Source organism: Actinomadura sp. 9N215 (genome assembly GCF_044326345.1).
Lineage (GTDB): Bacteria > Actinomycetota > Actinomycetes > Streptosporangiales > Streptosporangiaceae > Spirillospora.
Genome location: NZ_JBIRBA010000001.1, coordinates 48,171 through 72,331, shown reverse-complemented (window position 1 = coordinate 72,331; position 24,161 = coordinate 48,171). Strand labels below are relative to the sequence as shown.

Sequence of the window (24,161 nt, the reverse complement as noted above, 5' to 3'; positions counted from 1 at the left end):
CCGGGCCGGCTCGCCTCCGCCTCCAGGTACGTCGCCGGGCGCCGTACCTCCCGCCAAGGAGAAGCAGGATGCCAAGGAAGACCAGCATCGCCGTGGCCGCGGCCGTGACCGCCGGGCTGCCGCTCGCGCTCGCCGTGCCGGCGTGGTCGCACGGCTACACCACCTCGCCCCCGAGCCGCAGCTACCTGTGCGGCCAGCACAAGGTCCAGAACTGCGGCCAGGTCCAGTGGGACCCGGACGGCGTCGAAGGCCCGAAGGGGTTCCCGTCCAGCGGGCCGCGCGACGGCACCATCTGCGCCGGCGCGGACGGCCGCTGGGGAGAGCTCGACGACCAGCGCGGCGGCACCGGCTGGCCCGCGACCAAGGTGACGAGCGGCCAGAGCTTCAACGTCTCCTGGCACTTCACCGCCCCGCACTCCACCACGTCGTTCCGCTACTTCCTCACCAAGGACGGCTGGGACAGCACCAAGCCGCTCACCCGGAACAGCCTGGACCTCACGCCGGTCATCAACAAGAGCTACGGCGGCCGGCAGCCGTCCGACCGGGACGTCCACAGCGGGACCCTCCCGCAGCGTCAGGGCAGGCACATCCTGCTCTCCGTCTGGGACATCGCGGACACGGGCAACGCCTTCTACCAGTGCATCGACGTCGACTTCGGCTGACGTCCCCGTAGTCCAGGCCGCAGGTCAGGCGCCGGCACACCCTCTGAGCGGGGCTTCGCGAGGGCTCAGACGGTGAGCCGGCGCCACACCTCGTCCAGGGCCAGGCGCAGCGCGCCGGTGAGGACGGTGTCCTCGGCGAGCCCGGAGAACTCCACGGCGGGCGGGCTGAGGGTCAGCTCGGCCAGGCGCCGGGTGATGGCCGTGAGCAGCACGGGCCCGGCGTGCGCGACCCCGCCCCCGATGACGACCGCGTCCGGGTCGAGCACCAGCACGGCCGGGGCGATGGCCTGGGCGAAGGTCGCGGCGACCTCGTCCACGACCCGCCGCGCGGTGGCGTCGCCCGCGGCGGCCGCGGCGAAGACGGCCGCGGCGTCGGGCGGGCCGTCGTGCAGCGGCGACCCCGGGTGCTCGCGGGCGGCCAGGCGGGCCTGCTCGGCGATGGCCTCGGCGCCGATCGTCCGCTCCAGCGGGCCGCGGCCGTCGCCGGTGTCCGGGACGCGGCCCGGCGGGCGGATGAAGCCGATCTCGCCCGCGGCCCCCGTGCCCCGGTGAAGCACGCCGCCGATCACCACGCCCGCGCCGAGCCGCTCGCCCCACTGGACGGCCAGCAGCGTGCCGGCCCCGGTGCGCTCTCCGGCGACGGCCAGGGCGGCGAGGTTGGCGTCGTTCTCGACCTGGACGGGGCAGCCGAACCGCCCGCGGAGATGGTCGGAGAGGTTCACCGACGTCCAGCCCGGCACGCTCGGCGCCAGGAGGATCCGGCCCGAGCCCGGGTCGACGATGCCGGGCGTGGCGACGACGACTCCCGCGATCTCGTCCGCGTCCAGGCCGGCCTCCCGCAGGACGCGCGTGATCGCGTCGTCGACGACGGCGAGGAGCCGGTCGGCGTCGCCCCGGTCGACCGACCGGTGGACGGTGGCCAGACGGCGCGCGGCCAGGTCGTCGATTCCCGCGCTGACCGTGTGCGGGCCGACGTCCAGGCCCAGCACGGGCGCGGCCCGGTCGCGGAGCGAGACCCGCACGGCGGGACGGCCGACCTGCCGGGGCTCGGCGTCCGGGTCGTGCTGCTGGAGCCAGCCCGCGTCGACCAGGTCGTCCACGGCCTGGCCCACGGTCGGACGGGTCAGCCCGGTCAGCCTGACGAGCTCGGCGAGCCGCACCGGCTCGGGCGCCTGCGCGCGAACCGCGCGCAGCACGGCGGCGGTGTTGAGGCGGCGCAGCACCGGGGTGCCGACCGCGCGGTCGTCGTCCATGCTCGCGTCCATGCTCCTGTCCACTTTTGCAGGGAACTTAACAAACCTGCGGTGGAGGTGCAGGCCGGTGACCTGACCTGGCAGCGCTGATTCGTCCGGGAACGGGTGACAACCGGGCTGATAGGCTGCGACGCTTTGTGCGTACTCCGGCCACCCTGCGAGGGTGGCCGGAGTGTCCACAGGTCGGAGCGCTTCGCGGAGCGTCGGGGCGCGGTGATGGGGACGTCAAGGAGGCGACGGCTGTGACCGTCTCGATGGTGAAGGGCCAGCGGATCTCGCTGGAGAAGCCCGGCGGCGCGCTGAGCATGGTGCGGATGGGCCTGGGCTGGGACGCGGTGAAGAAGAAGGGCTTCTTCGGTTCGCGGGAGCGGGACATCGACCTCGACGCGTCCTGCGTGCTGTTCGCCGACACCGCCCTGGCCGACGTGGTCTTCTTCGGCAAGCTGACCAGCGACGACGGGTCCGTCCGGCACACCGGCGACAACCTGACCGGGGCGGGCGACGGCGACGACGAGTCCGTCATCGTCGACCTGGGCCGGCTGCCGGTGCACGTCACGTCGCTGGTGTTCACCGTCAGCTCGTTCAACGGGCAGACGTTCAACGAGGTCGAGAACGCGTTCTGCCGGCTGGTGAACGAGGTGGACAGCAGCGAGCTGGCCCGGTACACGCTGACCGGCGGCGGCGCGCACACCGCGATGGTGATGTCCCGGATCTACCGGCACGGCGACGGCTGGAAGATGAACGCGATCGGCGAGCCGTGCCACGGCCGCACGTTCGAGGACATGCTGCCGGTGATCGCCAACCACGCCTGACCGCCGATGGCCGACCTCTCCCGCGGCGCCAACGCGCCGCTGCCCGCCCGCCGGGTGACCGCCACCGTGTCCTGCGCCGTGCCCGTGGACGTCAGCGCCCTGCTCGTGGGCCGGGACCTGCGCGTGCGCACCGACTCCGACCTGGTGTTCTTCAACGCTCCCGAGGCGCCGGGCGTGCGGTGGGCGGACGGCGGGGGCCGCCAGCGCGTCGACCTCGACCTCGACTCCGTCCCCGCCGACGCCCACGCGGTGCTGATCGCGGTCAGCCTGACCGGGACGTCGTCGTTCGGGTCGATGCCGCCGCCGCAGGTGCGGCTCACCGGGGACGACGGCGGCCCGCTGGCCGTGTTCGCCGTCCAGGGCCTCGGCCCGGAGAAGGCGATCATCGGGCTTGAGGTCTACCGGCGGGACGACCGGTGGAAGGTCCGCGCCGTCGGGCAGGGCTACCCGGGCGGGCTGGCCGAGCTGGTCGAGGCGCACGGCGTCGAGGTGGACGATCCGGGCGACGCGGACGCCGCGAACGACACGGCCGCGCCGGAGGCCGCGATGGCCTCCCCGCCGCCGGGCCCCGCCGTCGGAGCGCCGCGCCCGCAGGGACCACCGCCCCCGCAAGCGCCGCCGCCGCCGACACCGCAGGGAATGCCGACGCCGCAGTCATCACCGTCGCCGCAGCCGTCGCCGTCGTCCGGGAACGAGGTCGGATATCTCGAACGGTGCTGGCTGGTCTGGGAGGACGCCAGCCGCTCGCTCGCCTCCTTCCGCGCGTCCACCGAGCACGCGCTCACCCTCCGCAACGAGGAGATCGCCGGGCGGGCGCCGCGCGGGCGCTTCGAGCAGCTCATGGCGGCGGCCGACCAGCGGCTGCGGGCCGACGCGGGCCAGCTCCGCGACGAGCTGGCCCGGGTGGAGCCGCAGGTCACCGCGGAGGTCGCGCCGTTCGACGCGCCGTCCTGGCTGACCTGGCAGCCGAGCGCCGACCTGGCCGAGGGGATGCTGGCGGGACGGCTGTCCACCGCCGAGCTGCCCGACCTGCGGGTGCCGCTCGTGCTGCGGCTGCCGTGGCGGCGCGGCGTGTGGATCTCGCAGGGCACGATGCCCGGCGACTCCGCCGCCTACGCCTGGTCGCTGGTGACGCGGTTCCTGGCCGCCGTCCCGCCCGGGCTCGTCGGCCTTGAGGTGATCGACGCGGCGGGCCTGTCGGGCGCCGGCTGGCTGCACGGGTTCGACCCGATGGTCAGCGCCCGGCTGCTCGGCGGCGGCGTGGCGACCGGGCCCGCGGCGGGCGAGCGGCTCCGCCGCCTGCTCGACCTGGTCGACCTGCGGCAGGTCGGCGGGCAGGACGAGCTGCCCGCCGGGCTGGCGGAGGGCCCGCCGGTGCGGCTCGCGGTGATCCTCGACGCGGGCGCCGCGCTCGACGGCGAGGACGCGCACCACCTGCTGCGCCTGGTGGAGGACGGCCCGCCGGTCGGCGTCCCGGTGCTGATGGTGGAGACCGACACCCCGGCGGCCGAGTCGGTGCGCGCCATCCGGGTCCGGCAGACCTGCAACAACCTGCCGTCCAGCGAGGGCACCATCGCCGACTCGTGGGTCGGCACCGACTGGACGCTCACTCCCGAGGTGCTCCCCGACGCCGGTGACGGCACGCGCGCCCCCGCGCTGCTCACCCACGTGCTCGGCGTCCACGCGCGCACCCTCGCGTCCTACGACTAGCCCGTAGCCGTCAGGGATGAGGGGGCCGGACGCCCCCGCGCGGGGCGGGAGCGTCCGGCGGGACCAGGCTCAGCCGGTGAACGGCGCGAGCTTGTTCCAGAAGGTGCAGTGGTGCGGCCACGAGACCTCGCGGGTCATGCGGCTCGTCCCGGCGGGCAGCAGCGACATCTGGTGCTGCTTCTCGGCGGTGAACGGCGTCCAGCGCGGGGTGCCGTCCACGTTGGGATCGCCGGTGCGGGCGAAGCCCGTCCACTGGGACGTGAGCTGGGCCTGCAGCGCCTTCTGGTTCGGGTCCAGCGGGGCCTGGTTCGGGAAGGTGCCGTGGTACAGGTAGCTGAACTCGCCGACGTGGAACGCGCCGGCCGGCTTCGTCGCGTCGATGAACGGCAGCGGCGGCGGGTTGGTGTCGTCGAACCGGTACGCGTACACCGGGACGTGCTCGGCGAGCCGCCGGTCGTTGAGCAGCGCCGGGCAGACGGACGTGGAGTCGGCCAGGACGGTCCGCGCCGCGATGAACGCCGCGGGCTCCGGGTACTGCGACAGCGGGTAGCGCTTCAGCACCTTGGGCGCGAACTCGCCGTACTGGCTGCGGACCTGGGCCTCGAACGCCTGGGGCGTGTCGGCGGGACGGATCTGCGACTCGTCCCTGGCCACGCCGTGGATGACGGGGACCTTGTTGAACTGTCCGGTGTCGAACGCCTGCCCCGGTGACGCGGTCAGGGTCTTCCCGTCGACGATGGGCGCCATCGTGCCGCTGTTGGGCCCGAGCCCGTCGCCCGCCGCGTCCAGGAGGGTCTGGACCGGCACCTGGCGGAGGCAGGCGGCGACGTCGGCGGCGCTCCCGCAGCCGACGGCGGACGCGAAGCGGGCCCCGGCGGCCTGCGCCTCGGCCTGCGTCGGCAGCTTGGCCGCGCAGTCCTGCGCCTGCCAGGTGGCGTGGACGCCGCGCAGCGAGTTGTACTCGCCGCTCTCGATGATGCCCTTGTGGAACAGCCCGCTGCCGGTGGGCGACGCCATGTTGGCGCACACGCTCGACCCTCCGGCGGACGGCCCGAAGATGGTGACGTTGCCCGGGTCGCCGCCGAACTTGGAGATGTTGCGCTTGACCCAGCCGAGCGCGGCCTGCTGGTCCTCGATCCCGTAGTTCCCGGCGTTCGCGCCGAGCGCCTGGTGGGACAGGAATCCGATGATGCCGAGCCGGTACCGCACCTCCACCTGGATGACCTTCCCGGCCGTGGCGAGCCGGGTCCCGTTGGACGGGGTGCCGAGCCGGAACCCGCCGCCGTGCAGCTGCACCATGACGGGCAGCGGCCCGCTCCCGGCGTTCTCCGGCACGCGGACGTCCAGCTTCAGGCAGTTCTCATCGGTCGAGCCGGGGCGGAAGTCGGAAGGCTGCGGGCACGCGCTGCCCGGTTCGGTCGCCTGTACCGGCGTCGTCCAGCCGGGGTGCGGCGCGGGCGCCTCCCAGCGGAGCGCGCCGACGGGCGGGGCGGCGTAGGGGACGCCAAGCCAGTTCTTCACGCCGTCGCCGTCCAGGCCGCAGACCGGTCCGCTGTCGGTCTGGATGAGGGTGCCGTCCGAGCAGGGCGGCGGTGCGGCGGCCGGTGCCGCCGTCGCGGTGCTCGCCGCCGTCAGTCCGGTGGCGGCGACGATGATGGACACGGCCATCTTCAGGGCTGTGCTGGGTCTCATGGGGGTCCTCCGGTCGAGACCGTGGGAAACCTGGCAGCCCTGATCATTGCACCGTCGTTCGATACGACGTCATATCTGACTTGGCCATGTCGTATATCGGGTTTTGTGCGTCAGACCTCAGGTCCGGTGCTGCGCGGGGTGCGCGGGGTCGCGCGGCGTGAGGGTCATGTGGATGTCCTCGGCGGCCCACAATACGAAGCGTTCGATTGGCGTCACCGTCTGTTCGGGTGCCAGGTGGAATTGGAATCGCTTCAGCAGAATGGCCAGCACGAGTTCCGCCTCGACCATGGCGAGCGCCGCCCCCTCGCAGCTGCGCGGGCCGAGCCCGAACGGGATGTAGGCGAACCGGGGCCGCCCGGCCGACGCCTCCGGGGTGAACCGGTCGGGGTCGAACGCGTCCGGGTCCGGCCAGTAGTCGGGGTTCATGTGGACGGCCCAGAACGGATAGAAGATCGTCGTGCCCGCGGGGACGGTGTACTCGCCGAGCACGACGTCTTCGGTGGCCTCCCGCGCGCCGTAGGGGCCCGGCGGGTAGAGCCGCATCGCCTCCTTGAGCACCCTGTCCAGGTAGGTGAGCTCCTTGAGGTCGCCGTAGTCCGGGACGGCGCGTCCGTCCAGGACCCGGTCGAGTTCGGCGGCGGCGCGTTCGGCCGCGTCCGGGTGCTTGGCGAGCAGGTAGAGCGTCCAGGAGATGGCGACGCCGGTGGTGTGGTGGGCGGCCAGCATGGTCATCAGCACCGAGTCGCGGATCCGCGCGGGCGACTCGCCCGCCTCGACCAGCGCCGCGATCATGTCGCTCCGGTCGGCGGTCTTCGCGCCGGGCTCGCCAGCGGCCTTCCCGGTCTTCCCTGCGGCGCCGTGCGCGGCGAGGACCTGGTCGACGGTCGCGCGCAGGTAGGCGAGGGCTTCGTCGGCGCGGACGCGGCGCTCCTCGGCGTCGCCCGGCACGTCCGCCTGGTAGAGCCGGGCCAGGTGCTCGGTGAGGACGTCCTCGAACGCGGACACGACCCGTCCGGCCGACTCCTCCGACGCGAGGCCGCTGCCGAGCGCGTACTCGCAGATCATGCGCAGCGAAAGCTCGCTCAGATCTTTCTGCAACGCCACGGCGTCTCCGGCGGGACGTCCGGCCCAGCGGTCGGCGAGCGCGGACGTCAGCGCGGTGAACCGGGCGAAGTGCGCCTCGTGCGAGGGGCGTCCGGCCAGCACCGACAGCATCACCCGGCGCCACGGGCCGTGCTCGATGGCCGGGAGCGTCTGGAGGTTCCCCGACTCCTGGAGCGGCGCCAGGAACTCGAACAGCCGCTCAGGCCGCTTGTCGATCTTCGCGGTGGCCTCCAGCAGCACCGGGTCCGCGACCGACACCGCCACGTCCGCGCCCGGCAGCGGGAACCGGACCACCGGGCCGTATTCGGCATGCAGTCTCAGCTGGTAGTTGTGCAGCCCGCCCGCCGCCACGATCGCGTCGGCGCCGTCGTGCCCGGCGGGCGGCCCAGGGATCTGTGCATTCGCCATGCCTACATGATGTCGCCGGTTTCGCGAGGAATGGGAAGAATGGCGAGCGGGTCGGCGTCGGGCGGCGGGGCGGGCGCCGACGGGCCGCCGGGGGAGTGGACGGGGAACCACAGGACGAACGTGCTGCCGACGTCCGGCGCGGAGAACAGCCGCACCTGGCCGTTGTGCGCCTCCACGATGCTCCGCACGATCGCGAGCCCGAGGCCGGTGCGGCGGTCCCGGTCCCGGTCCCGATCTCGATCTCGATCTCGATCTCGGGAACGGGAGCGGCGGGTTTCCGAGCCGCGCCAGAACCGGTCGAACACGCGGTCCTGGTCTTCGGCGTGGATGCCGGGGCCCGCGTCCTTGACGGCGATCCACTGCCAGCCGCCGGTCTGGTCGGCGGCGACGGTGATGGCGGTGCCGACGGGCGCCAGCCGCACCGCGTTGGACAGCAGGTTGCCGACGGCGCGGCGCAGCGCGTCATGGTCGCCGATCACGGTCAGGCCGTCGCGCAGCCGCCGCTCGATCACCAGCCCGCGCGCGGCGGCGAGCGTGTCGAACTCCTCCGCCGCCTCGCGCGCCGCGAGGCCGAGGTCGACGTCGGCGTCGCCGAGGGCGGGCGCGGAGCGGCGCGCGGTGGCCAGCAGGTCCTCCACCAGCCGCGTCATCCGGGTGGTGGCGCGGTCGACGACGTCGACGGCGCGGCGGCGGTCCTCGATCCCGGCGTCCGGCTCGCTGAGCACGGTGTCGACGTTCGCGCGGATGATCGCCAGCGGGCTGCGCAGCTCGTGCGACGCGTCGTCGATCAGGCGGCGCTGCGCGCGGAACGCGTCGTCGAGCCGGTCGAGCATGGAGTCGATGGTGTCGGCGAGGTGGCGCAGCTCGTCCCGAGGTCCGGACAGGCGGATGCGCCGGGACAGGTCCGTCGCCTGGATCTCCTCGGCGGCGCGGGCGATCTTGCCGACCGGCTTGAGCGCCCGCCCCGACAGCACCCAGCCGATGCCGAGGCTCGCGACGAACAGCCCGCCCAGCGTGATCAGCGAGTGGCGGCGGAGCGTCTGCCGGGTCTCGTAGTTGACGGCCTCCTCCACCTGCTGCACCTTGACGACCTCGACCTGCCCGAGCCGCTGCTGGGTGCCGTCCGGCATCTGGACGATCTTCTCCGCGTTGAACGTCCTGGTGATCGGCCGCGCGTCGGCGCTGCGGTCGACCGCCAGGTAGACGCCGCCCAGCATCACCGCGGTGAGGACGAACAGCAGCGTCGAGTACATGACCGTGAGCCGGAACCTGATCGAGTGCACCACGACGGCCTCACTTCTCGGCGGGGACGGCCGCCGGCCCGGCCGTCCCCGTCTCGCGCAGGCGGTAGCCGTGCCGCACGACGGTCTCGATGACCTGCTCCTCGTCCGGCGCGGCGAGCTTGCGGCGCAGGGTGCCGACGGTGACCCGGACGGTGTTGGTGAACGGGTCCGCGTTCTCGTCCCAGACGTGTTCCAGCAGCTCCTCGGCCGACACGACCTGGCCGGGACGGCTCATCAGGTAGCGCAGGACGGCGAACTCCTTCGGCGTGAGGCGGAGCGGCCGCCCGCCGCGGGACGCCTCCCGGCGGCCGGTGTCGAGCCGCAGGTCGCCGACCGTCCACACCGCGGAGCCGCCGCCGCTCTCCCGGCGCAGCAGGGCCCGGACGCGCGCCAGCAGCTCCGGGAACGCGAACGGCTTGACCAGGTAGTCGTCGGCGCCCTCGTCCAGGCCGCGGACCCGGTCGGCCAGCCGGTCCCGCGCGGTCAGCATGAGGATGCGCAGGTCGGGGCCGCTCTCGCCGTCCAGCCGGCCGCTGCGGACCGCGCGGCACAGGTCGAAGCCGTCGCCGTCGGGGAGGCTGAGGTCCAGGACCATCAGGTCGTAGGCGGACGCGTACAGCTTCTGCGTGGCCTCCTCCAGGTCGTAGGCGACGTCCACGGCGTAGTCGGCGCGGACGAGCCCGTACCGGAGCGCCTCGACCAGGTCCTCCTCGTCCTCGACCACCAGCACCCGCATCCCGGACCCCACCTCTCTCACCAGGCCACTGCCAACGACGGTACGCGGACGCGGACGGGTCAGCGGGCGAGGCGGCGGGCGCCGTCCCGTGCCCGGTCGGCGGGGATCGCGAAGCCGATGCCGATCGACCCGCCGCCGTCCCGCATCAGCGTCGCGATCGCCGTGTTCACGCCGACGACCTCGCCGCGCGCGTTGACCAGCGGCCCGCCGGAGTTGCCCGGGTTGATGGACGCGTCGGTCTGCAGCGCGTTGCCGACGCCGCCCTGCCCGATCCGCACCTGGCGGTTCAGCGCGCTGACGATGCCGCTCGTGACCGTCCCCTGCAGGCCGAGCGGGGAGCCGAGCGCGAGGACCTGGTCCCCGACCCGGACGTCGGAGAAGCGGCCGAACGTCAGCGGCGCCGGGCTCTCCCCGGCGGGGATGGACAGCACGGCCAGGTCGAGGGCGCGGTCGGAGCCCGCGACCTGGGCCCGGACGCGGCGCCGGTCGGCCAGGACCACGGTGACCGAGCCGCCGTCGTCGACGACGTGCGCGTTGGTCAGCACGTGCCCCTGCCGGTCGATCACGAACCCGGACCCGGTGCCGCGCGCGCTCCCCGACCGCACCTCGATCGACACCACGCTCGCCTGCACCCGCGCCGCCACCTCGCTCAGGTCCCCGGCCCCGCCTTTCACGGGCCCGGCGCCGGACTGCGACAGCGCCGTGGACGCCTGGTCGCCCGCGGTCACCCGCCCGGCGACGGCCCCGGCCAGGCCACCGGCCAGCAGGGCCGCGAGCACGGCGGCGACGACCGCCTTGCCCGCGCCGCGACCACGCTCACGGGCCGGTTCGTCGAAGCCCGGCGCCGCCCAGGGGGGAGGCGGCGCCGGACGCCTGAACGGATCGTCCTGCGGCCACGTACGGGAAGGCGGGGGCGAGAGGAAGTCGGGGCCGCGCGGTTCGCCCAGCCCGTACCGGGTGTCGTCGTACTGGTCGTAGTGAGCGTCGCCGTACCAGGTGTCGGTTTGCCGCGGGTAGGTCATGGGGCTCCTCACGCTCAGGTCTCATTGGTCAGTACTCCGCTCCCCATATGTTTCGTTCAGGTCGTTCACGGCGGGTCGTTCACGGCAGGTCGGTCACGGCAGGCGTGAGAACCACAGCAGCGAACCCGCCGCCACCGCGCAGGACAGGAGAAGCCCGGCGGCCACGAACCAGCCCCAGATCTCCCGCTGCTCGGTGCGGTAGCCGATGCTGCTGCCGATGTCCTCGTACACGTCGCGCAGCTCGTCGCCGGAGGCGGCCTCGTAGAAGCGGCCGCCGGAGTCCTGCGCGAGGCGTTCCAGCGCGGGCCCGTCGACGGGCACCGGGATCTCCCGTCCGCCTTGGACCATGACGCCTTCGGGCGTGCCGTACGCGATCGTCGACACCGGGACGCGGGCCTGCACGGCGCGCCTGGCGCCCTCCCCGGGGCTCCGCCCCGCGGTGTTCGTGCCGTCGGACAGCAGGACGACGCGTCCCGGCGGCGCGTCCCCGCCGAACTGCGCCCCGAACCCGGCGATCGCGTCCAGCGAGGCGATGATGCCCTCGCCGATCGCGGTGCGCGGGCCGAGCCTCAGCCCGTCGATGGCGGTGCGCATGGCCCGGCGGTCCGTGGTCGGCGGGACGACGACCGACGCGGTCCCCGAGAACGACACGAGGCCGATGTTGAAGCGGCCGGGGACGCGTCCGAGGAACGTGCGGGCGGCGTCCTTGGCGGCCTCCAGCCGGTTCGGCCGGACGTCCGTGGCCTCCATCGACGCGGACACGTCGACCGCCAGCATGATCGTCGCCTGTTCGCGCGGCACCCGCACGTCCGCGGCCGGGCGGGCGAAGCCGGTCACGAACAGGCCCACCATCAGCAGGAACGCCGCCGCGGGGAGGTGGCGGCGCCAGCCCGGCTTGGCGGGCGCGACCTTGTCGAGCAGTGCCAGGTTGGTGAAGCGCACCGCGTACCTGCCGCGCCGCACCTGCATCACCACGTACGCGGCGATCAGGACGGGCAGCCCCAGCAGCAGCAACAGGCGGACGGGATCGAGGAAGCTCACGCCGCACCTCCCGAAGGCGGCGGGACGGGCGCGGCGGCGAGGCGGCGCCGCGCCAGCACGTGCTGGACGAGGTCGCGCACCCAGTCGCCGTCGGTGCGGAGCCGCAGCCGCGCCGCCCCGGCCCGGCGCAGCCCCGCCGCGATCTCCTCGCGCTGCCGCGCGGCGGCCTCCGCGTACCGTTCGCGCAGCCTCCGCCCGGCCGTCGGGACCTCGCGCCTGCGGCCCGTCTCCGGGTCGACGAGCGTGAGCATGCCGACGTCCGGAAGCGTCAGCTCCCGCGGGTCGACGACCTCGACGGCGAGGAGCTGGTGGCGCGCGCCGAGCAGCCGCAGCGGACGCTCCCAGCTCTCCACCGGCTCCAGGAAGTCGGAGACCACGACGGCCAGGCCGCGGCGCCTCCCTCCGGTGCGATGCATCAGCGTGGCCGCCTTGCCGAGGGACGCTCCGCCGTCGCGTCCGTCCGGGCCGCCGCGTCCGGGCGGTGTGCGGGGAGCCGACAGCAGCGTCCCCAGCAGGCCGAGCAGGTGCGGCCGTCCGGTGCGCGCCGGGACGCGCCGCGTCCCGTCGTCGCGGACGATCTGCGCGCCGAGCCGGTTGCCGGTCCGTTCGGTCAGGAACCCGACCGCCGCCACGGCGAACACGGCGAGGTCGCGCTTTTCGAGCCGTCCGGTGCCGAAGTCCATGCTGGCGGTGGCGTCCACAAGCACCCACGTCTCCAGCTCGCGGTCGGCGACGCGGTCGCGCACGTGCGGGGCGGTCATCCGGGCGGTGAGGTTCCAGTCCATGGCGCGGACGTCGTCGCCCGCGACGTACTCGCGGCCCTCGGCGGGCTCCGACCCGGGCCCCGGAAGCAGGCCCAGGTGGTCGCCTTGCAACAGGCCGTCCAGGCGGCGCGTGACCGTCAGCTCCAGGCGGCGCAGCGCGTGCTCCGGCGCCAGGTCGCGCAGCCCGGGCTCAGGCGGAAGGGGCCGGTTCATGCCGCCCTGCCGTCGCCGTCCGCGTCTCTGCCTGCTTCCCGGCCTGCTTCTCCGCCTGCTTCTCTGTCCGCTTCCAGCGGTGCGACCTGCGGCATCGGCACGGCGGCGACGATGTGGGCGACCATCGAGCGGGCGTCCACGCCGTCGGCGAGGGCGTCGAACGACGGGACCAGGCGGTGCGCGATCACGTCCCCGGCTACGTCGCGCACGTCGCCCGGAAGCACGTACTCGCGGCCGCGGAGCAGCGCGAGCGCCCGCCCGGCGGCGATCAGCCCGAGCGACGCGCGCGGCCCGGCCCCGTACGCGAGCATCCCCGCGACCTGCGGGACGCCATGACCGGCCGGGTCGCGGGTGGCGGCCACGAGCCGGACCGCGTACCGGGCGACGGCGTCGTGGACGAACACGTCCGTGGCGGCGTCCCGCAGCGCGGTCACCTCGCCGGGGTCCAGGATCGGACTCGCCTCCGGCGGCCGCACCCCCATCCGGTAGACGATCGCCAGCTCCTGCGCCTCCGACGGGTACCCGACGTCGATCTTCAGCAGGAACCGGTCGCGCTGCGCCTCCGGCAGCTGGTACACGCCCTCCGACTCGATCGGGTTCTGCGTCGCCATCACCAGGAACGGCGACGGCACGGGGAACGTCCGCCCGGCGATGCTGACCTGGTGCTCGGCCATCACCTCCAGCAGCGCCGACTGCACCTTGGCGGGGGAGCGGTTGATCTCGTCCACGAGCACGACGTTCGCCATCATCGGGCCGGGCTCGACGTCGAAGCTCTCCGTGGACGGCCGGTAGATGCGGGTGCCGACGATGTCGGCGGGCACGAGGTCCGGCGTGAACTGGAGCCGGGCGAACGACCCGCCGACGACCGTGGCGAGCGTCTGCGCGGCCAGCGTCTTCGCCACGCCCGGCACGCCCTCCAGCAGGCAGTGGCCGCCGGCCAGGACCGCGACGAGCATCCGCTCGATCATCAGGTCCTGGCCGACGATGATCCGCTTGACCTCGAACAGCGCCCGCTCCGCCAGGGCGCTGGACGGCGGCAGGGCGCGGGCGGCGTCGAGACCGCCGCTCACTGCACGCCTTCTGCCGGCGCCCGGCCGCCCTCATGGCCCGGGCAGTCCCGTCCCGGCGTGTCCGCCGTGGCGTGCTGGTACTCGACGATCTGCAAGTGCGTGCGGCCCGGCCCCGGTCCTGAGTCGGCGAGCGCCGCGCCGCCGGTGATCAGCGTGCCCGCGCCGGCCAGCCCCGCCGCCAGGACGACGATCCTCGTGCGTCGGCTGAGAGCCATGCCCTCTCCCCCTTGTCGCGTCCGGCCGCCCGCCGTCGGGACGGCACGCGACGATCACAACAAGAGGGAGCGAAAGCGGACTTAAGGAACGGCTCAGGCGGAGTGGACGACCCGCCCGCCCGCCAGCGTCAGCGTGGGCTTGAGCTGCTGCAACGCGTCGTCGTCGGCGGTGAGGACGTCGCCGTCCAGGACGACGAGGTCCGCGAGCTTGCCCGGGGTGATCGTCCCCTTCCGGTCCTCGGCGTTCTCGATGTAGGCGCCGGCGGTCGTCCACAGCCGGATCGCCTGCTCACGGGTGAGGCGCAGGTCGGGCGGGACGTCCGAGAACGGGCCCGGCTCGGCTCCGGCGAACGTGGCGATGCCGCGGCGCCAGTCGGGGAAGCAGACGGGCGCGTCGGAGCTGTCGGCGACGTGCACCCCCGCGGCGAGCAGCGCACCGGCCGGGAACGCCCGCGACCACCGTTCCTCGCCGATGACCCGCGTCATGGACGCCCCGCTGTACGACTTCATCAGCGAGCTGGTGATGACGCTGATGTCGTGTTCGGCGAGGCGGGCGTAGGAGTCCTCCGAGAGCAGCGTGCCGTGGAGCAGCGCGTGCCGGGCCCGCGGCCACGGGTCGGCCTTGAGCGCGCGGATGATGCCGTCCGTCGCGGCGTCCGCGGCCCGGTCGCCGGTGACGTGCACCTGCACCTGGAGCCGGTTCCGGTGCGCCAGCTCGATCATGCGGAGGAGTTCCTCGTAGCGGGCCTCGTCGTCGTCGCCGGAGGTGATGAGGTGGCCGTGGCAGCCCGACGGGTAGGGGTCGTGCAGCCAGGCGGTGCCCTGGGTGGGCACCCCGTCGGCGAACAGCTTGCAGCCGCCGATCCGGAGCCAGTCGTCGCCCAGCCCGGTGGACAGCCCCGCGTAGCCGAGCGCCTTCTCCAGCCGGTCGGACGCGCTCGCCGGAGACGGCCAGTCCCAGTGCATCAGCGTGTTCACGCGGACGGTCATCCGGCCGTCCCTGCGCAGGGTGGTGTAGTCGCGCAGCAGCTCGGGCCAGACGATCGGGTCGGTGACGCTGGTGATGCCGAGCGAGTTGAGCGTCCGCATCGCGGTCTCGATCGCGTCCAGCCGCTCCTTCTCGGAGTGGGCCGGGACGTGCTCGGTGATCAGGCCCTTGGCGCCTTCGAGCAGCAGGCCGGTCGGCTCGCCGTCCGGTCCGCGGACGATCTGCCCGCCCGCCGGGTCCGGGGTGTCGCGGGTGATGCCGACGATCCGCAGCGCGGCCGTGTTCACGAGCACCGAGTGCCGGGACGCGTGGTGCAGGACGGTCGGCCGTTCCCCGGTCACCTCGTCGATCAGGGAGCGGTGCGGGCCGGGGACGTCGGCGTCGAACTCGGGGATGTTCGCCTCCCGCCAGCCCTCGCCGATCAGCCACCGGCTGCCGCCCGGCCCCGGCGGCCCGCCCGCGAGCGCCTCGTTCAGCGCGCCGAGCGAGTCGATGCCGTTCAGGTCGACGGAGAACGGCGGCCCGGACAGGCCGAAGAGCGCGAGATGCAGGTGCGCGTCGTTGATCCCGGGCAGCACCGTCTGCCCGGCGAGGTCGATCACCTCGGTCGAGGGTCCCGCGAGCTCCCGGACGTGCTCGTCGTCGCCGACCGCCACGATCCGGTCCCCGGCCACCGCGACGGCGGATGCGACCGTGAACCCGGCGTCGACGGTGACGACCTTGCCGCCGAGCAGTACTTTGTCCGCGTGTTCAGCCCTGCCCGCTTGGTCAGCCATGTCACCAGCCCTTTTCGAGGATGTCGTCCAGCGTGTCGGTGAACTCGTCGGCGTCGGCCCGGGTGAACGTCAGCGGCGGTTTGAGCTTGAGGATGTTCCAGGCCGGGCCCGTCGGATACACGAGGACGCCCTCGTCCTTGAGCCGCTCGCAGATGATCAGCGTCTCGGCGGAGGCTGGCTCCTTCGTCTCGCGGTCGAGGACGAACTCGACCCCGCTGTAGAAGCCCTGGCCGCGCACGTCCCCGACCAGCGGGTGCCGGTCGGCGAGCCCGGCGAGGCGGTCCCGCAGGTACTGGCCGACGACCAGCGCGTTGTGCTGGAGGCCCTCGTCCTCGACGATGCTCAGCAGCTCAAGGCCGACCGCGCAGGCGACCGGGTTGCCGCCGTACGTCGAGAAGAACCGTCCGGTCGGGTCGAAGCCCCGCGAGATCTCCCGGGTGGTGACCATGGCCGCGACGGGGAAGCCGTTGCCCATGGCCTTGCCCATCGTGACGAAGTCGGGGACGACGTCCGGGCCCTGCGTCTGGAAGCCCCAGAACGCCTCGCCGAGCCGTCCGAAGCCGACCTGCACCTCGTCGGCGATCGTCAGCACGCCGCGCTCCCGCGCCGCCGCGAAGATCGGCGCGAGGTAGCCGGGCGGCAGCACCACCTGGCCGCCGCCCGCCAGCAGCGCCTCGAACAGGTACGCGGCGGGGGCGCGGCCCGCGGCGGCGAGCCGGTCGAACTCGTCGATCACGTGCCGGGCGTACTTGGCCCCGGCGTCCGGGTCGTCGTAGCCGTACGCGCCCCGGTACCGGTCGGGGTTCGGGGTCGGGTGCGTGGTGTCCGGCTTGCCGTAGTGCTTGTAGCGGGACGGGCTCACGTCGGAGACGACCGAGGTGTAGCCGTGGTACGCGTCGTCGATGATGACGACGTCGTCCCGCTTCGTCAGGTACCGGGACATGCGCAGCGCCAGGTCGTTCGCCTCGCTGCCGGAGTTGACGAAGTAGACGACGTCGAGGCCGTCCGGGAGCGTCGCGGTGAGCCGCTCGGCGTACTCGGTGAGCGTGTCGTACACGAAGCGCGTGTTGGTGTTCAGGCGGCCGAGCTGGCGTGACGCCGTCTCCACAAGGCGCGGATGGCTGTGGCCGACGAGGGTCACGTTGTTGAGGGCGTCCAGGTAGGAGCGGCCTTCCTCGTCGTAGAACCGGCAGTCCCGGGCCCTGGCCATCGCGATCGGGCGCTGGAAGTACATCGGGTGGCTGTCGGGCAGGTGCGCGCGGCGGCCCTGGAGCGCCCTGTCGATCACGGACGTCCACGGCGTGACCGCGTTCTGGGCGCCGAGCAGCGGCGTCGGGTCGGGGAACAGGGCCTGCCACCTCGCCGACTCCGAGTCGGTGACGGCGGCGGGCACGGGGCCCGTCCAGCCGTCGCCGAGCGGAACGGCGCTCACCTGGACGCGGACGTGCGGCGGCAGCCCCTCGCCCGGCCCGATCCGCCCGATCTGATCACCCGCCGCGATCTGGTCGCCCACTGCCGGGACGTCGGTCAGGCCCGCGTAGAGCGTCCAGAACCGGACGCCCTCGGACGGCTCGTGCAGCAGCACCAGGTCGGTTCCGGCGACGCCCGCCGCCTCGACCCGTCCGGGCAGCGGCGCGCGGACGGGCGTGCCCGCCCCGGCGAACAGGTCGACGCCGAGGTGGACGTTGTCGGGCTCGTCCGGCCCGGTGCTGCGGCGGCGGCGCGGGGCCAGGAACCGGGGCTCGCCGTACCGTCCCACCGGCACACCAGGACGCCGCCGGAGGATCTCCGCCCCGGCGGCGGCGCGCAACGCGGCGTGGTCGCGGGGATCGACGTCGTCGTAGACGTCCGACGACGCGCTGAGGTCGACCGGGCTCAGCGCACCCTCGACCGGGGCCACGGCGGACGCCGCGTTGTCCGCCAGCCAGGCCGTGACGGCCGGTCCGGCGGGATGCGCGGGCAGACCGCACGCGTGCCTGACGGCCGCGCGGCCCACGTCGGCCGGGATCCGCGCCAGCGTGCGCACCAGGTCCGCGGCGGCGGCCGACCGGTGCCGCGGGTCGCCGTGCCGCCGCTCCGCGTCCAGCCGGGCCGCGGTCACCGCGACCGTCGCCGACCGCACCGCGATCAGCGGGAACAGCAGGTCAAGCTCCGCCTCGGTCAGCGGGCAGGCGTCGTGGTAGGCGGCGGCCAGCGTCGCGGCGACGGCGAGGGGGCTCGGCGCGCCGCGCATCACGCTGGACGCGAGCACCGCCAGGTCCGCGATCCGCGCGGTCGGCAGCGCGTCACCGAAGTCGATCACGCCGGAGACGCGGCGCCGCCCGCCGTCCCGGCGGACCAGGATGTTGAAGGCGTTGAGATCGTGATGGACGACCGCCACCGGCAGCTCGGATAGCCGCTCGTCCACCAGCGGCAGGTACCGGTCGCGGAGCGCTTCGGCGGCGGCCCGTAGCTCCGCGTCGCCGACATGCCCGATCGACGCCGCCAGCACCGCGCCCGCGTGCGGGAACTCCCAGTAGTGCGGCGCCGGGGGATCGTGATGGACGAACTCCGCCGTGGCGGCGGTCAGCCGACCGGCCACCGCGCCGACGTCCGCCAGCAGCTCGGGCGACCGGCGGGCCGCCTCCGCCAGCGGCGCGCCCGGAACCCAGGTGAGGAGGCGGACCGGCAGCTCACGCCCGCCGTCGGACACGTACGTGACCGGCTCGCCCGACACGTCCGGCACGGCCCGCGGCACGACAACGCCCGGTTCCCGCTCCGCGAGATGAGCGAGCAGCGCGGTCTGGAACTCGATCGCCCGGCGGTCGGCGGGGTCGCTGACCTTCAGGACGTACTCGGCCCCGCCGGCGTCCACGACGTGGGTGTTCCGGTCCGTCTCCCCGGCGAGCCGCCGCAGGGACGCGGCGTCGATCCCGTAGCGGTCGCGCAGGACCTCCCGTAGCCGCTCGTCGGCGAGTTCCGGGACGCCCGCGGTGATCCGCTCGAAGCGCTCGTCGGGTCCGGTCTGGGCTGCCATCGGCAAAGAAACTCCTGGTGGTCGGCGGGTGGGCGAGGCGAAGGGGATCAGGTGCTGGCGGCGGCGTCCAGGCGCTCGGCGGCGCGGTCGGAGACCGGCTCGTCGGCGGGGTCGGCCACGATCGACTGGTGCTCCGGGTCCCAGCTCACCGTGACCTCCTCGCCCGGCACCGCCGGGAGCGACCGTCCGGCCACGCGCATCACCGAGCCGCTCGTGCCGTCCCCGAACTGGAGCCCCACCTGGTGGTGATTGCCGACGTAGACGATCTCGGTGACGGTCGCCCGCACCTGGTTGTGCCCGGCGGGCACCTCGGTGACGTCGGTGTGCAGCTCCAGCCGCTCGGGCCGGATGACGGCGACGCCGTCGCTGCCGTCGAGGCGGGCGTCCAGCCGCGGCGCCCGCGGCGTGAACCCGCCGCACCGCAGCACGCCCGCGGACACGTCGACCGTGCCGCGGAAGCACGTCGACTCGCCGAGGAACTGCGCGACGAACAGCGTCTGCGGCCGCTCGTACAGCTCCTCGGGCGTCCCGACCTGCTCGACCCTGCCCTCGTTGAACACCGCGATCCGGTCGGACAGCGTGAGCGCCTCATGCTGGTCGTGGGTGACGAAGATGAACGTCATGCCCAGCTCCCGGTGCATCCGGGCGATCTCGCGCTGGAGCTCGTCGCGCAGCTTGCGGTCGAGGGCGCCGAGCGGCTCGTCCATCAGCAGCGCCCGCGGGTGGTACACCACGGCGCGGGCGAGCGCGACGCGCTGCTGCTGCCCGCCGGACAGCTGGCTCGGCAGCCGGTCCGCGTACTCCTCCAGATGGACGAGCTTCAGCGCCTCCGCCACCTTCGCGGCGATCTGCGCCTTCGTCATCTTCCGCTGCTGGAGCGGGAACGCCACGTTCTTCGCGACGGTCATGTGCGGGAACAGCGCGTACTGCTGGAACACCACGCCGAGGTTCCGCTTGTGCGGCTTCTGCCGGGACACGTCCCGGCCGTCGATCTCGATCCTCCCGGCGGACACCGAGACGAACCCGGCGAGCATCGACAGCATCGTCGTCTTGCCCGACCCCGACGGGCCCAGCAGGGTGATGAACTCGCCGGGCGCGATGTCCAGGGAGACGTCGTCCACGGCCGCCCGGGACGTGCCCGAGTAGACCTTCGAGACGCCCGAGATCCGGATCCCGTGGCTGCTGGCGTTGTCGGCTTGGCTCATGATGTGCTCCGCTTGCGGCGAACGAACTGCGGCATCAGCAGGACGATGCTGGTCGCCACCACCATCAGGCTCGACGCCGCGGCGATGGTGGGGTCGATCTCCAGCGTGATCGAGTTGTACATCTGGACGGGCAGCGTCGTGATGTCGGGCGTCTGCAGGAACAGCGCGATGACCACCTCGTCCAGCGACATGACGAACGCGAACACGAACCCCGACAGCACGCCCGGCGCGACGAGCGGCACGGTGATCCGGAAGAACGTCTTCCAGGCGGTGGCGCCGAGCGTCGCGGCGGCAGTGTCGAGCGTCCGGTCGTAGTTGGCGAAGCTGGTCGACATGACCGTCACCACGAACGGCAGCGCCATCACGGTGTGCGCGACGACGTACCCGAGGGCGGTGCCGTTGAGCTGCCACTTCAGGAACACGCCGTAGATCGCCACCGCGACCACGATGCTCGGCACGATCAGCGGCGCCATCATCAGCGAGCGGATCACGCCCCGTCCGCGGAAGCCCGCCCGGTTCAGCCCGTAGGCCACCGCGACGCCGAGGACGGTCGCCGTCACCGCCACGAGCAGCCCGATCTGCACCGACGTCAGCAGCGAGCGCATCCACCTCTCGGAGGTGAAGAACGACTCGTACCAGCGCAGCGACCAGTCCTGGGGCGGGAACTGGAACGTGGTCCCTGAGGAGAAGCTCATCGGGATGACGACCGCGGTCGGCGCGATCAGCAGCAGCCCGGTCAGGCCGACGACGAGCTTCAGGCCCCAGCCGAGGCCGCCCTCCCGCCCGGCGCGTACGCCGGGCTTCAGCGCGGCCGGTGCGTTCTCACTCATTGGTCACCGCCTTCTCGGTGGTGGACGAGAGGTTGGCGAACCTCGACACGACGAACAGCGCCAGCAGCGTGATCGCCAGCAGCACCGTGCCGAGCGCGCCCGCGCCGCCGAAGTCGAGCAGGTCGGTCATCCGCGTCGCGATCAGCTGCGGGACGAGCGACTGCTGCTCCGAGCCCAGCAGCGCCGGGGTGACGTAGAACCCGAGCGTCAGGATGAACACGAGCGTGAACCCCGACAGCACGGCCGGCAGCGACAGCGGCAGGTACACCCGGGCGAACGCCCGCCAGCGCGGCGCGCCGAGGCTGGTCGCCGCGTCCAGCAGCCGCTTGTCGATGCCCTCCATCCCGGAGTACAGCGGCAGCACCGCGAACGGCAGCATGACCTGCACCATCGCGACCGCCACCCCGGCGACCGTGCCGAGCAGCACCACGCCGTTGATGCCGATCATGGAGAACGCGTCGTCGATCAGGCCGCCGCGCTGCTCCAGCATGTACCAGGCGAAGTTGCGGGCCATCATCGACGTCCAGAACGGCAGCAGGACCACCACCGTCATCAGGTTCCTGGTCCGCGGGGTGACCCTCGTCATCGCGTACGCGTACGGGTAGGCGATGAGGAGGGTGCAGGTGGCGACGATCAGCGCCGTGACGAGCGTCCGCGTCAGCACGGTGACGGAGACGCCGTCGTCCAGCAGGGCGGTGTAGTTGCCCAGCCCGGTGTCCGGGTCGGTGAAGCTCCGCCAGATGATGTTGCCGAGCGGGTAGCAGAAGAACACCAGCAGCAGCGCGGTGGCGGGCAGGATGAACCAGCCCGCCGCCCGCCGCCGGGGCCGGCCGGCGAGGCCGGCCCCGTTGGTGACCGCCGCCGGAGGCGGCGCCGAGGTGGTCGGGGCGCTCATCGGCGTGTCACCCGGAGAGCCACGCGGTGTAGCGCTTGGTGACCATGTCGAAGTTCTGGCCCCACCAGACCGAGTCGGACCGCACGATGCTGTTCTTGCGCTCCGGCGCGTACGCGTTGAGCTGCTGCTGGTACTGGTCGAACTTCGGCTGGATCGTCTCCTTGATCGGCAGGACCGACGCCAGCTCCGCCATCTTGGCGGACTGCTCGTCCCCGGACGCGGCCGCGATGAACTTCATCGCGTTCTCCTTGTTCGGCGCGCCCTTCGGGATCACCAGGTCGTCCCAGTTCACGATCGTCTTGTCCCAGACGGGCTTGAACGGGGCGCCCGCCTTCAGGGCCTGGTAGGCGCGGGCGTTGAGCATCAGACCCATGTCGATCTGCTTGTCGACCATCATCTGCTGCATCTGCCCGTAGGTCTTCGCGAACGTGGTGACCGACTTGATCTGGTCGAGCTTCTTGAAGGCCCGGTCCAGGTCCAGCGGGTAGAGCTTGTCCTGGGGGACGCCGTCGCCGAGCAGCGCGGCCTCCAGGATGCCGACCGAGACCTCCGGCGGGACGACCCGCTTGCCCGGGTACTTCTTCACGTCGAAGAAGTCGGCGATGCTCTTCGGCGGGTTCGAGCCGAACTTCTCCGTGCTGTACATGAAGATCGTGCTGTAGAAGAACGCGGGCACGCCGCAGTCGTTGACCGTCCCCGCCGGGAACTTGGTCTTGTCGATGATCGAGAAGTCGAGCTTCTCCAGGTACTTGCCGCAGTACTGCGCGGTCGCGGCGGCGCTGGTGTCGACGACGTCCCAGGTGACCTTCTTGGCCTCGACCATCGTCTTCATCTTGGCCTCGTCGACCGGGCCGTCGTTGCGGAACTTCACCCCGGTCTCGGCGGTGAAGGGCTTCTGCCAGGCCTCGGCCTGGTAGTCCTGGAACGGCGCGCCGGTCGAGACGAACGTCAGCGACTCGCCGTCGCCGTCGTCGCTCGAACCGCCGATGCTGCAGGCCGAGGCCACCAGGGTCACGGCCAGCCCGGCGGTCGCGAATCTGGCCGCCTTCCCTGTCTTACTTATGTTGAGCCGCACGATTTCCTCCACGGGTCTGGTACGGGCCTCGCGTGTCCTGCCCCGTCAGGCCGCCGCGACGTGCTTGGTCAGGACACGGGCGAGCGTGTCCAGCTGTTGTTCGTCGATCACCAGTGGCGGTGAGAGGACGATTGTGGTGCCGGAGGCCCGGACGATCACGCCGTCCGCGCGGGCTCCGGCCTGGACCCCGGCGGCCATGGCGACGGCGTCGTCGCCGGTCAGCTCGACGCCGAGCATCATCCCGACGCCGCGCACCTCCAGGACGTGGTCCAGGCGTTCGAGCGGCTTCAGCGCGTCGAGCAGCCGCCGGCCGAGCTGTTCGGCACGTTCCAGCAGCCCCTCGCGCTCGATGATGTCGATATTGGCCAGGGCCACCGCGGCGCCGACCGGGTGGCCGTTGTAGGTGAACCCGTGCAGGAACGCGGCGCCGTCGGCGAGATCCAGCACGCGTTCGCCCGCGAGGACAGCGCCCATGGGGATATACCCGCTGGACAGGCCCTTAGCAGTCACGATGATGTCCGGTTCGACGCCGTAGTGCTCGGCGCCGAACCAGTGGCCGATCCGGGCGAACGCGGTGACGATCTCGTCCAGGATCAGCAGGATGTCGTGGCGGCGCAGCACCTCCTGCACCCGCGGCCAGTAGTCGGCCGGGGGCGGCACCATGCCGCCGACGCCGAGCACCGGCTCGCCGACGAACGCGGCGATCTTGTCCGGGCCGACCCGCTCGATCCGCTCCTCCAGCTCGGCGATCAGCACGTCGGTGACGTCCTCGCCGCGCACGCCGTGCGGCTTGCCGAGGAACTCGATCCCGGGCATCAGCGGTCCGTAGCCCGCCCGCAACCGGTCGATTCCGGTGGCGGCGAGCGAGCCGCCGCCCATTCCGTGGTAACCGCCGGTGCGCGCGAGGATCACGAAGCGCTCGGGCCGGCCGGCGTGGTGGTGGGCGAGCCGGGCCAGCTTGAACGCCGTCTCGTTGCCCTCCGACCCGCCGTTGGTGAAGAAGACCCGGCGCATGTTGGGCGGCGCCAGCTCCAGCAGGCGTTCGGCCAGCCGGATCGACGGCTCGTTGGAGTAGTCGCCGAAGGACGAGTAGAACTCCAGCTTCGCCATCTGCTCGGCGGCGGCCGCGGCGAGCTCCGGGCGGCCGTGGCCGACCGGGCACTGCCACAGGCCGCAGGTGCCGTCGATGTAGGGCTTGCCTTCGACGTCCCAGACCACGGCGCCCTCACCGCGGTCGAGGATCAGCGGCTCCGCCGGGGCCCCGATGACGCTGTGCGGGTGGATGACCGTCCGGGCGTCCAGGTCGGCGAGCCGCCGGGCACGGTCGTGCCCGGACGGTCCGTTCGCCGTCTTGGTTGCCTGCTGTTCGATCGCCATTGGTGTCGCCTCAG

The 24,161-nt window shown here is 73.0% G+C and carries 20 protein-coding genes; 3 read left to right on the top strand and 17 right to left on the bottom strand.

The window, feature by feature from the left end:
- The first annotated feature begins 68 nt into the window (after positions 1–68).
- Positions 69–662, top strand: a complete 594-nt coding sequence (locus ACH34T_RS00320; RefSeq protein ID WP_395989844.1) for a lytic polysaccharide monooxygenase — start codon at positions 69–71, stop codon at positions 660–662.
- Positions 663–727: 65 nt separating this feature from the next.
- Here the strand turns inward: ACH34T_RS00320 and ACH34T_RS00315 are convergent, their stop codons facing one another.
- A complete protein-coding gene (locus ACH34T_RS00315; protein WP_395989843.1) occupies positions 728–1,927 on the bottom strand; it encodes an ROK family protein in 1,200 nt (399 codons plus the stop codon).
- A gap of 230 nt (positions 1,928–2,157) precedes the next feature.
- Here ACH34T_RS00315 and ACH34T_RS00310 point away from each other — a divergent pair, with 230 nt between their 5' ends.
- Both ACH34T_RS00310 and ACH34T_RS00305 read left to right on the top strand, forming a co-directional pair.
- Positions 2,158–2,727, top strand: coding sequence for a TerD family protein (locus ACH34T_RS00310; RefSeq protein ID WP_395989842.1), 570 nt, complete (start codon positions 2,158–2,160; stop codon positions 2,725–2,727).
- 6 nt (positions 2,728–2,733) lie between these two features.
- Positions 2,734–4,437 carry a TerD family protein gene (locus tag ACH34T_RS00305; RefSeq protein ID WP_395989841.1) on the top strand — a complete coding sequence of 568 codons (1,704 nt, stop codon included), beginning with the start codon at positions 2,734–2,736 and terminating at the stop codon, positions 4,435–4,437.
- A gap of 69 nt (positions 4,438–4,506) precedes the next feature.
- On the opposite strand, the gene ACH34T_RS00300 is transcribed toward ACH34T_RS00305, so the two are convergent.
- The 16 genes from ACH34T_RS00300 to ACH34T_RS00225 form a co-directional block, all read right to left on the bottom strand.
- Positions 4,507–6,129, bottom strand: a complete 1,623-nt coding sequence (locus ACH34T_RS00300) for a carboxylesterase/lipase family protein (protein ID WP_395989840.1) — start codon at positions 6,127–6,129, stop codon at positions 4,507–4,509.
- A 117-nt stretch (positions 6,130–6,246) separates the two neighbouring features.
- Positions 6,247–7,641, bottom strand: a complete 1,395-nt coding sequence (locus tag ACH34T_RS00295) for a cytochrome P450 (RefSeq protein WP_395989839.1) — start codon at positions 7,639–7,641, stop codon at positions 6,247–6,249.
- 2 nt (positions 7,642–7,643) lie between these two features.
- Positions 7,644–8,927: a sensor histidine kinase gene (locus tag ACH34T_RS00290; RefSeq protein WP_395989838.1), complete on the bottom strand. Its 1,284-nt coding sequence runs from the start codon at positions 8,925–8,927 to the stop codon at positions 7,644–7,646.
- Positions 8,928–8,934: 7 nt separating this feature from the next.
- Positions 8,935–9,660 carry a response regulator transcription factor gene (locus ACH34T_RS00285; RefSeq protein ID WP_395989837.1) on the bottom strand — a complete coding sequence of 242 codons (726 nt, stop codon included), beginning with the start codon at positions 9,658–9,660 and terminating at the stop codon, positions 8,935–8,937.
- 59 nt (positions 9,661–9,719) lie between these two features.
- The gene (locus ACH34T_RS00280) at positions 9,720–10,682 is read right to left on the bottom strand and encodes a S1C family serine protease (RefSeq protein ID WP_395989836.1); all 963 of its coding nucleotides are present in this window, start codon (positions 10,680–10,682) and stop codon (positions 9,720–9,722) included.
- 93 nt (positions 10,683–10,775) lie between these two features.
- Positions 10,776–11,723: a VWA domain-containing protein gene (locus tag ACH34T_RS00275; protein ID WP_395989835.1), complete on the bottom strand. Its 948-nt coding sequence runs from the start codon at positions 11,721–11,723 to the stop codon at positions 10,776–10,778.
- Positions 11,720–12,700 (bottom strand): DUF58 domain-containing protein, encoded by a 981-nt coding sequence (locus ACH34T_RS00270; protein ID WP_395989834.1) that lies wholly within the window; start codon positions 12,698–12,700, stop codon positions 11,720–11,722. Before ACH34T_RS00270 ends, ACH34T_RS00275 begins: the two co-directional genes overlap by 4 nt.
- Positions 12,697–13,770: an AAA family ATPase gene (locus tag ACH34T_RS00265; RefSeq protein WP_395989833.1), complete on the bottom strand. Its 1,074-nt coding sequence runs from the start codon at positions 13,768–13,770 to the stop codon at positions 12,697–12,699. The genes ACH34T_RS00270 and ACH34T_RS00265 overlap by 4 nt, the downstream gene beginning before the upstream one ends.
- Complete coding sequence (locus ACH34T_RS00260) at positions 13,767–13,985, bottom strand: hypothetical protein (protein WP_395989832.1); 219 nt, start codon at positions 13,983–13,985, stop codon at positions 13,767–13,769. Before ACH34T_RS00260 ends, ACH34T_RS00265 begins: the two co-directional genes overlap by 4 nt.
- 93 nt (positions 13,986–14,078) lie before the next feature.
- Complete coding sequence (locus tag ACH34T_RS00255; protein WP_395989831.1) at positions 14,079–15,749, bottom strand: amidohydrolase; 1,671 nt, start codon at positions 15,747–15,749, stop codon at positions 14,079–14,081.
- Between the two features lies 1 nt (position 15,750).
- A complete protein-coding gene (locus ACH34T_RS00250) occupies positions 15,751–18,765 on the bottom strand; it encodes an aminotransferase class III-fold pyridoxal phosphate-dependent enzyme (RefSeq protein ID WP_395989830.1) in 3,015 nt (1,004 codons plus the stop codon).
- Between the two features lie 47 nt (positions 18,766–18,812).
- Entirely contained in the window at positions 18,813–19,970 is a 1,158-nt protein-coding gene (locus ACH34T_RS00245; RefSeq protein WP_395989829.1) for an ABC transporter ATP-binding protein, read from the bottom strand.
- Positions 19,967–20,800 carry an ABC transporter permease gene (locus tag ACH34T_RS00240; RefSeq protein ID WP_395989828.1) on the bottom strand — a complete coding sequence of 278 codons (834 nt, stop codon included), beginning with the start codon at positions 20,798–20,800 and terminating at the stop codon, positions 19,967–19,969. Before ACH34T_RS00240 ends, ACH34T_RS00245 begins: the two co-directional genes overlap by 4 nt.
- On the bottom strand, positions 20,793–21,695 hold the full coding sequence (locus tag ACH34T_RS00235; RefSeq protein WP_395989827.1) for an ABC transporter permease: 903 nt from the start codon (positions 21,693–21,695) through the stop codon (positions 20,793–20,795). The genes ACH34T_RS00240 and ACH34T_RS00235 overlap by 8 nt, the downstream gene beginning before the upstream one ends.
- Before the next feature lie 7 nt (positions 21,696–21,702).
- Positions 21,703–22,770 (bottom strand): ABC transporter substrate-binding protein, encoded by a 1,068-nt coding sequence (locus tag ACH34T_RS00230; RefSeq protein WP_395989826.1) that lies wholly within the window; start codon positions 22,768–22,770, stop codon positions 21,703–21,705.
- 45 nt (positions 22,771–22,815) lie between these two features.
- Positions 22,816–24,147: an aspartate aminotransferase family protein gene (locus ACH34T_RS00225; RefSeq protein ID WP_395989825.1), complete on the bottom strand. Its 1,332-nt coding sequence runs from the start codon at positions 24,145–24,147 to the stop codon at positions 22,816–22,818.
- Positions 24,148–24,161 lie beyond the last annotated feature (14 nt).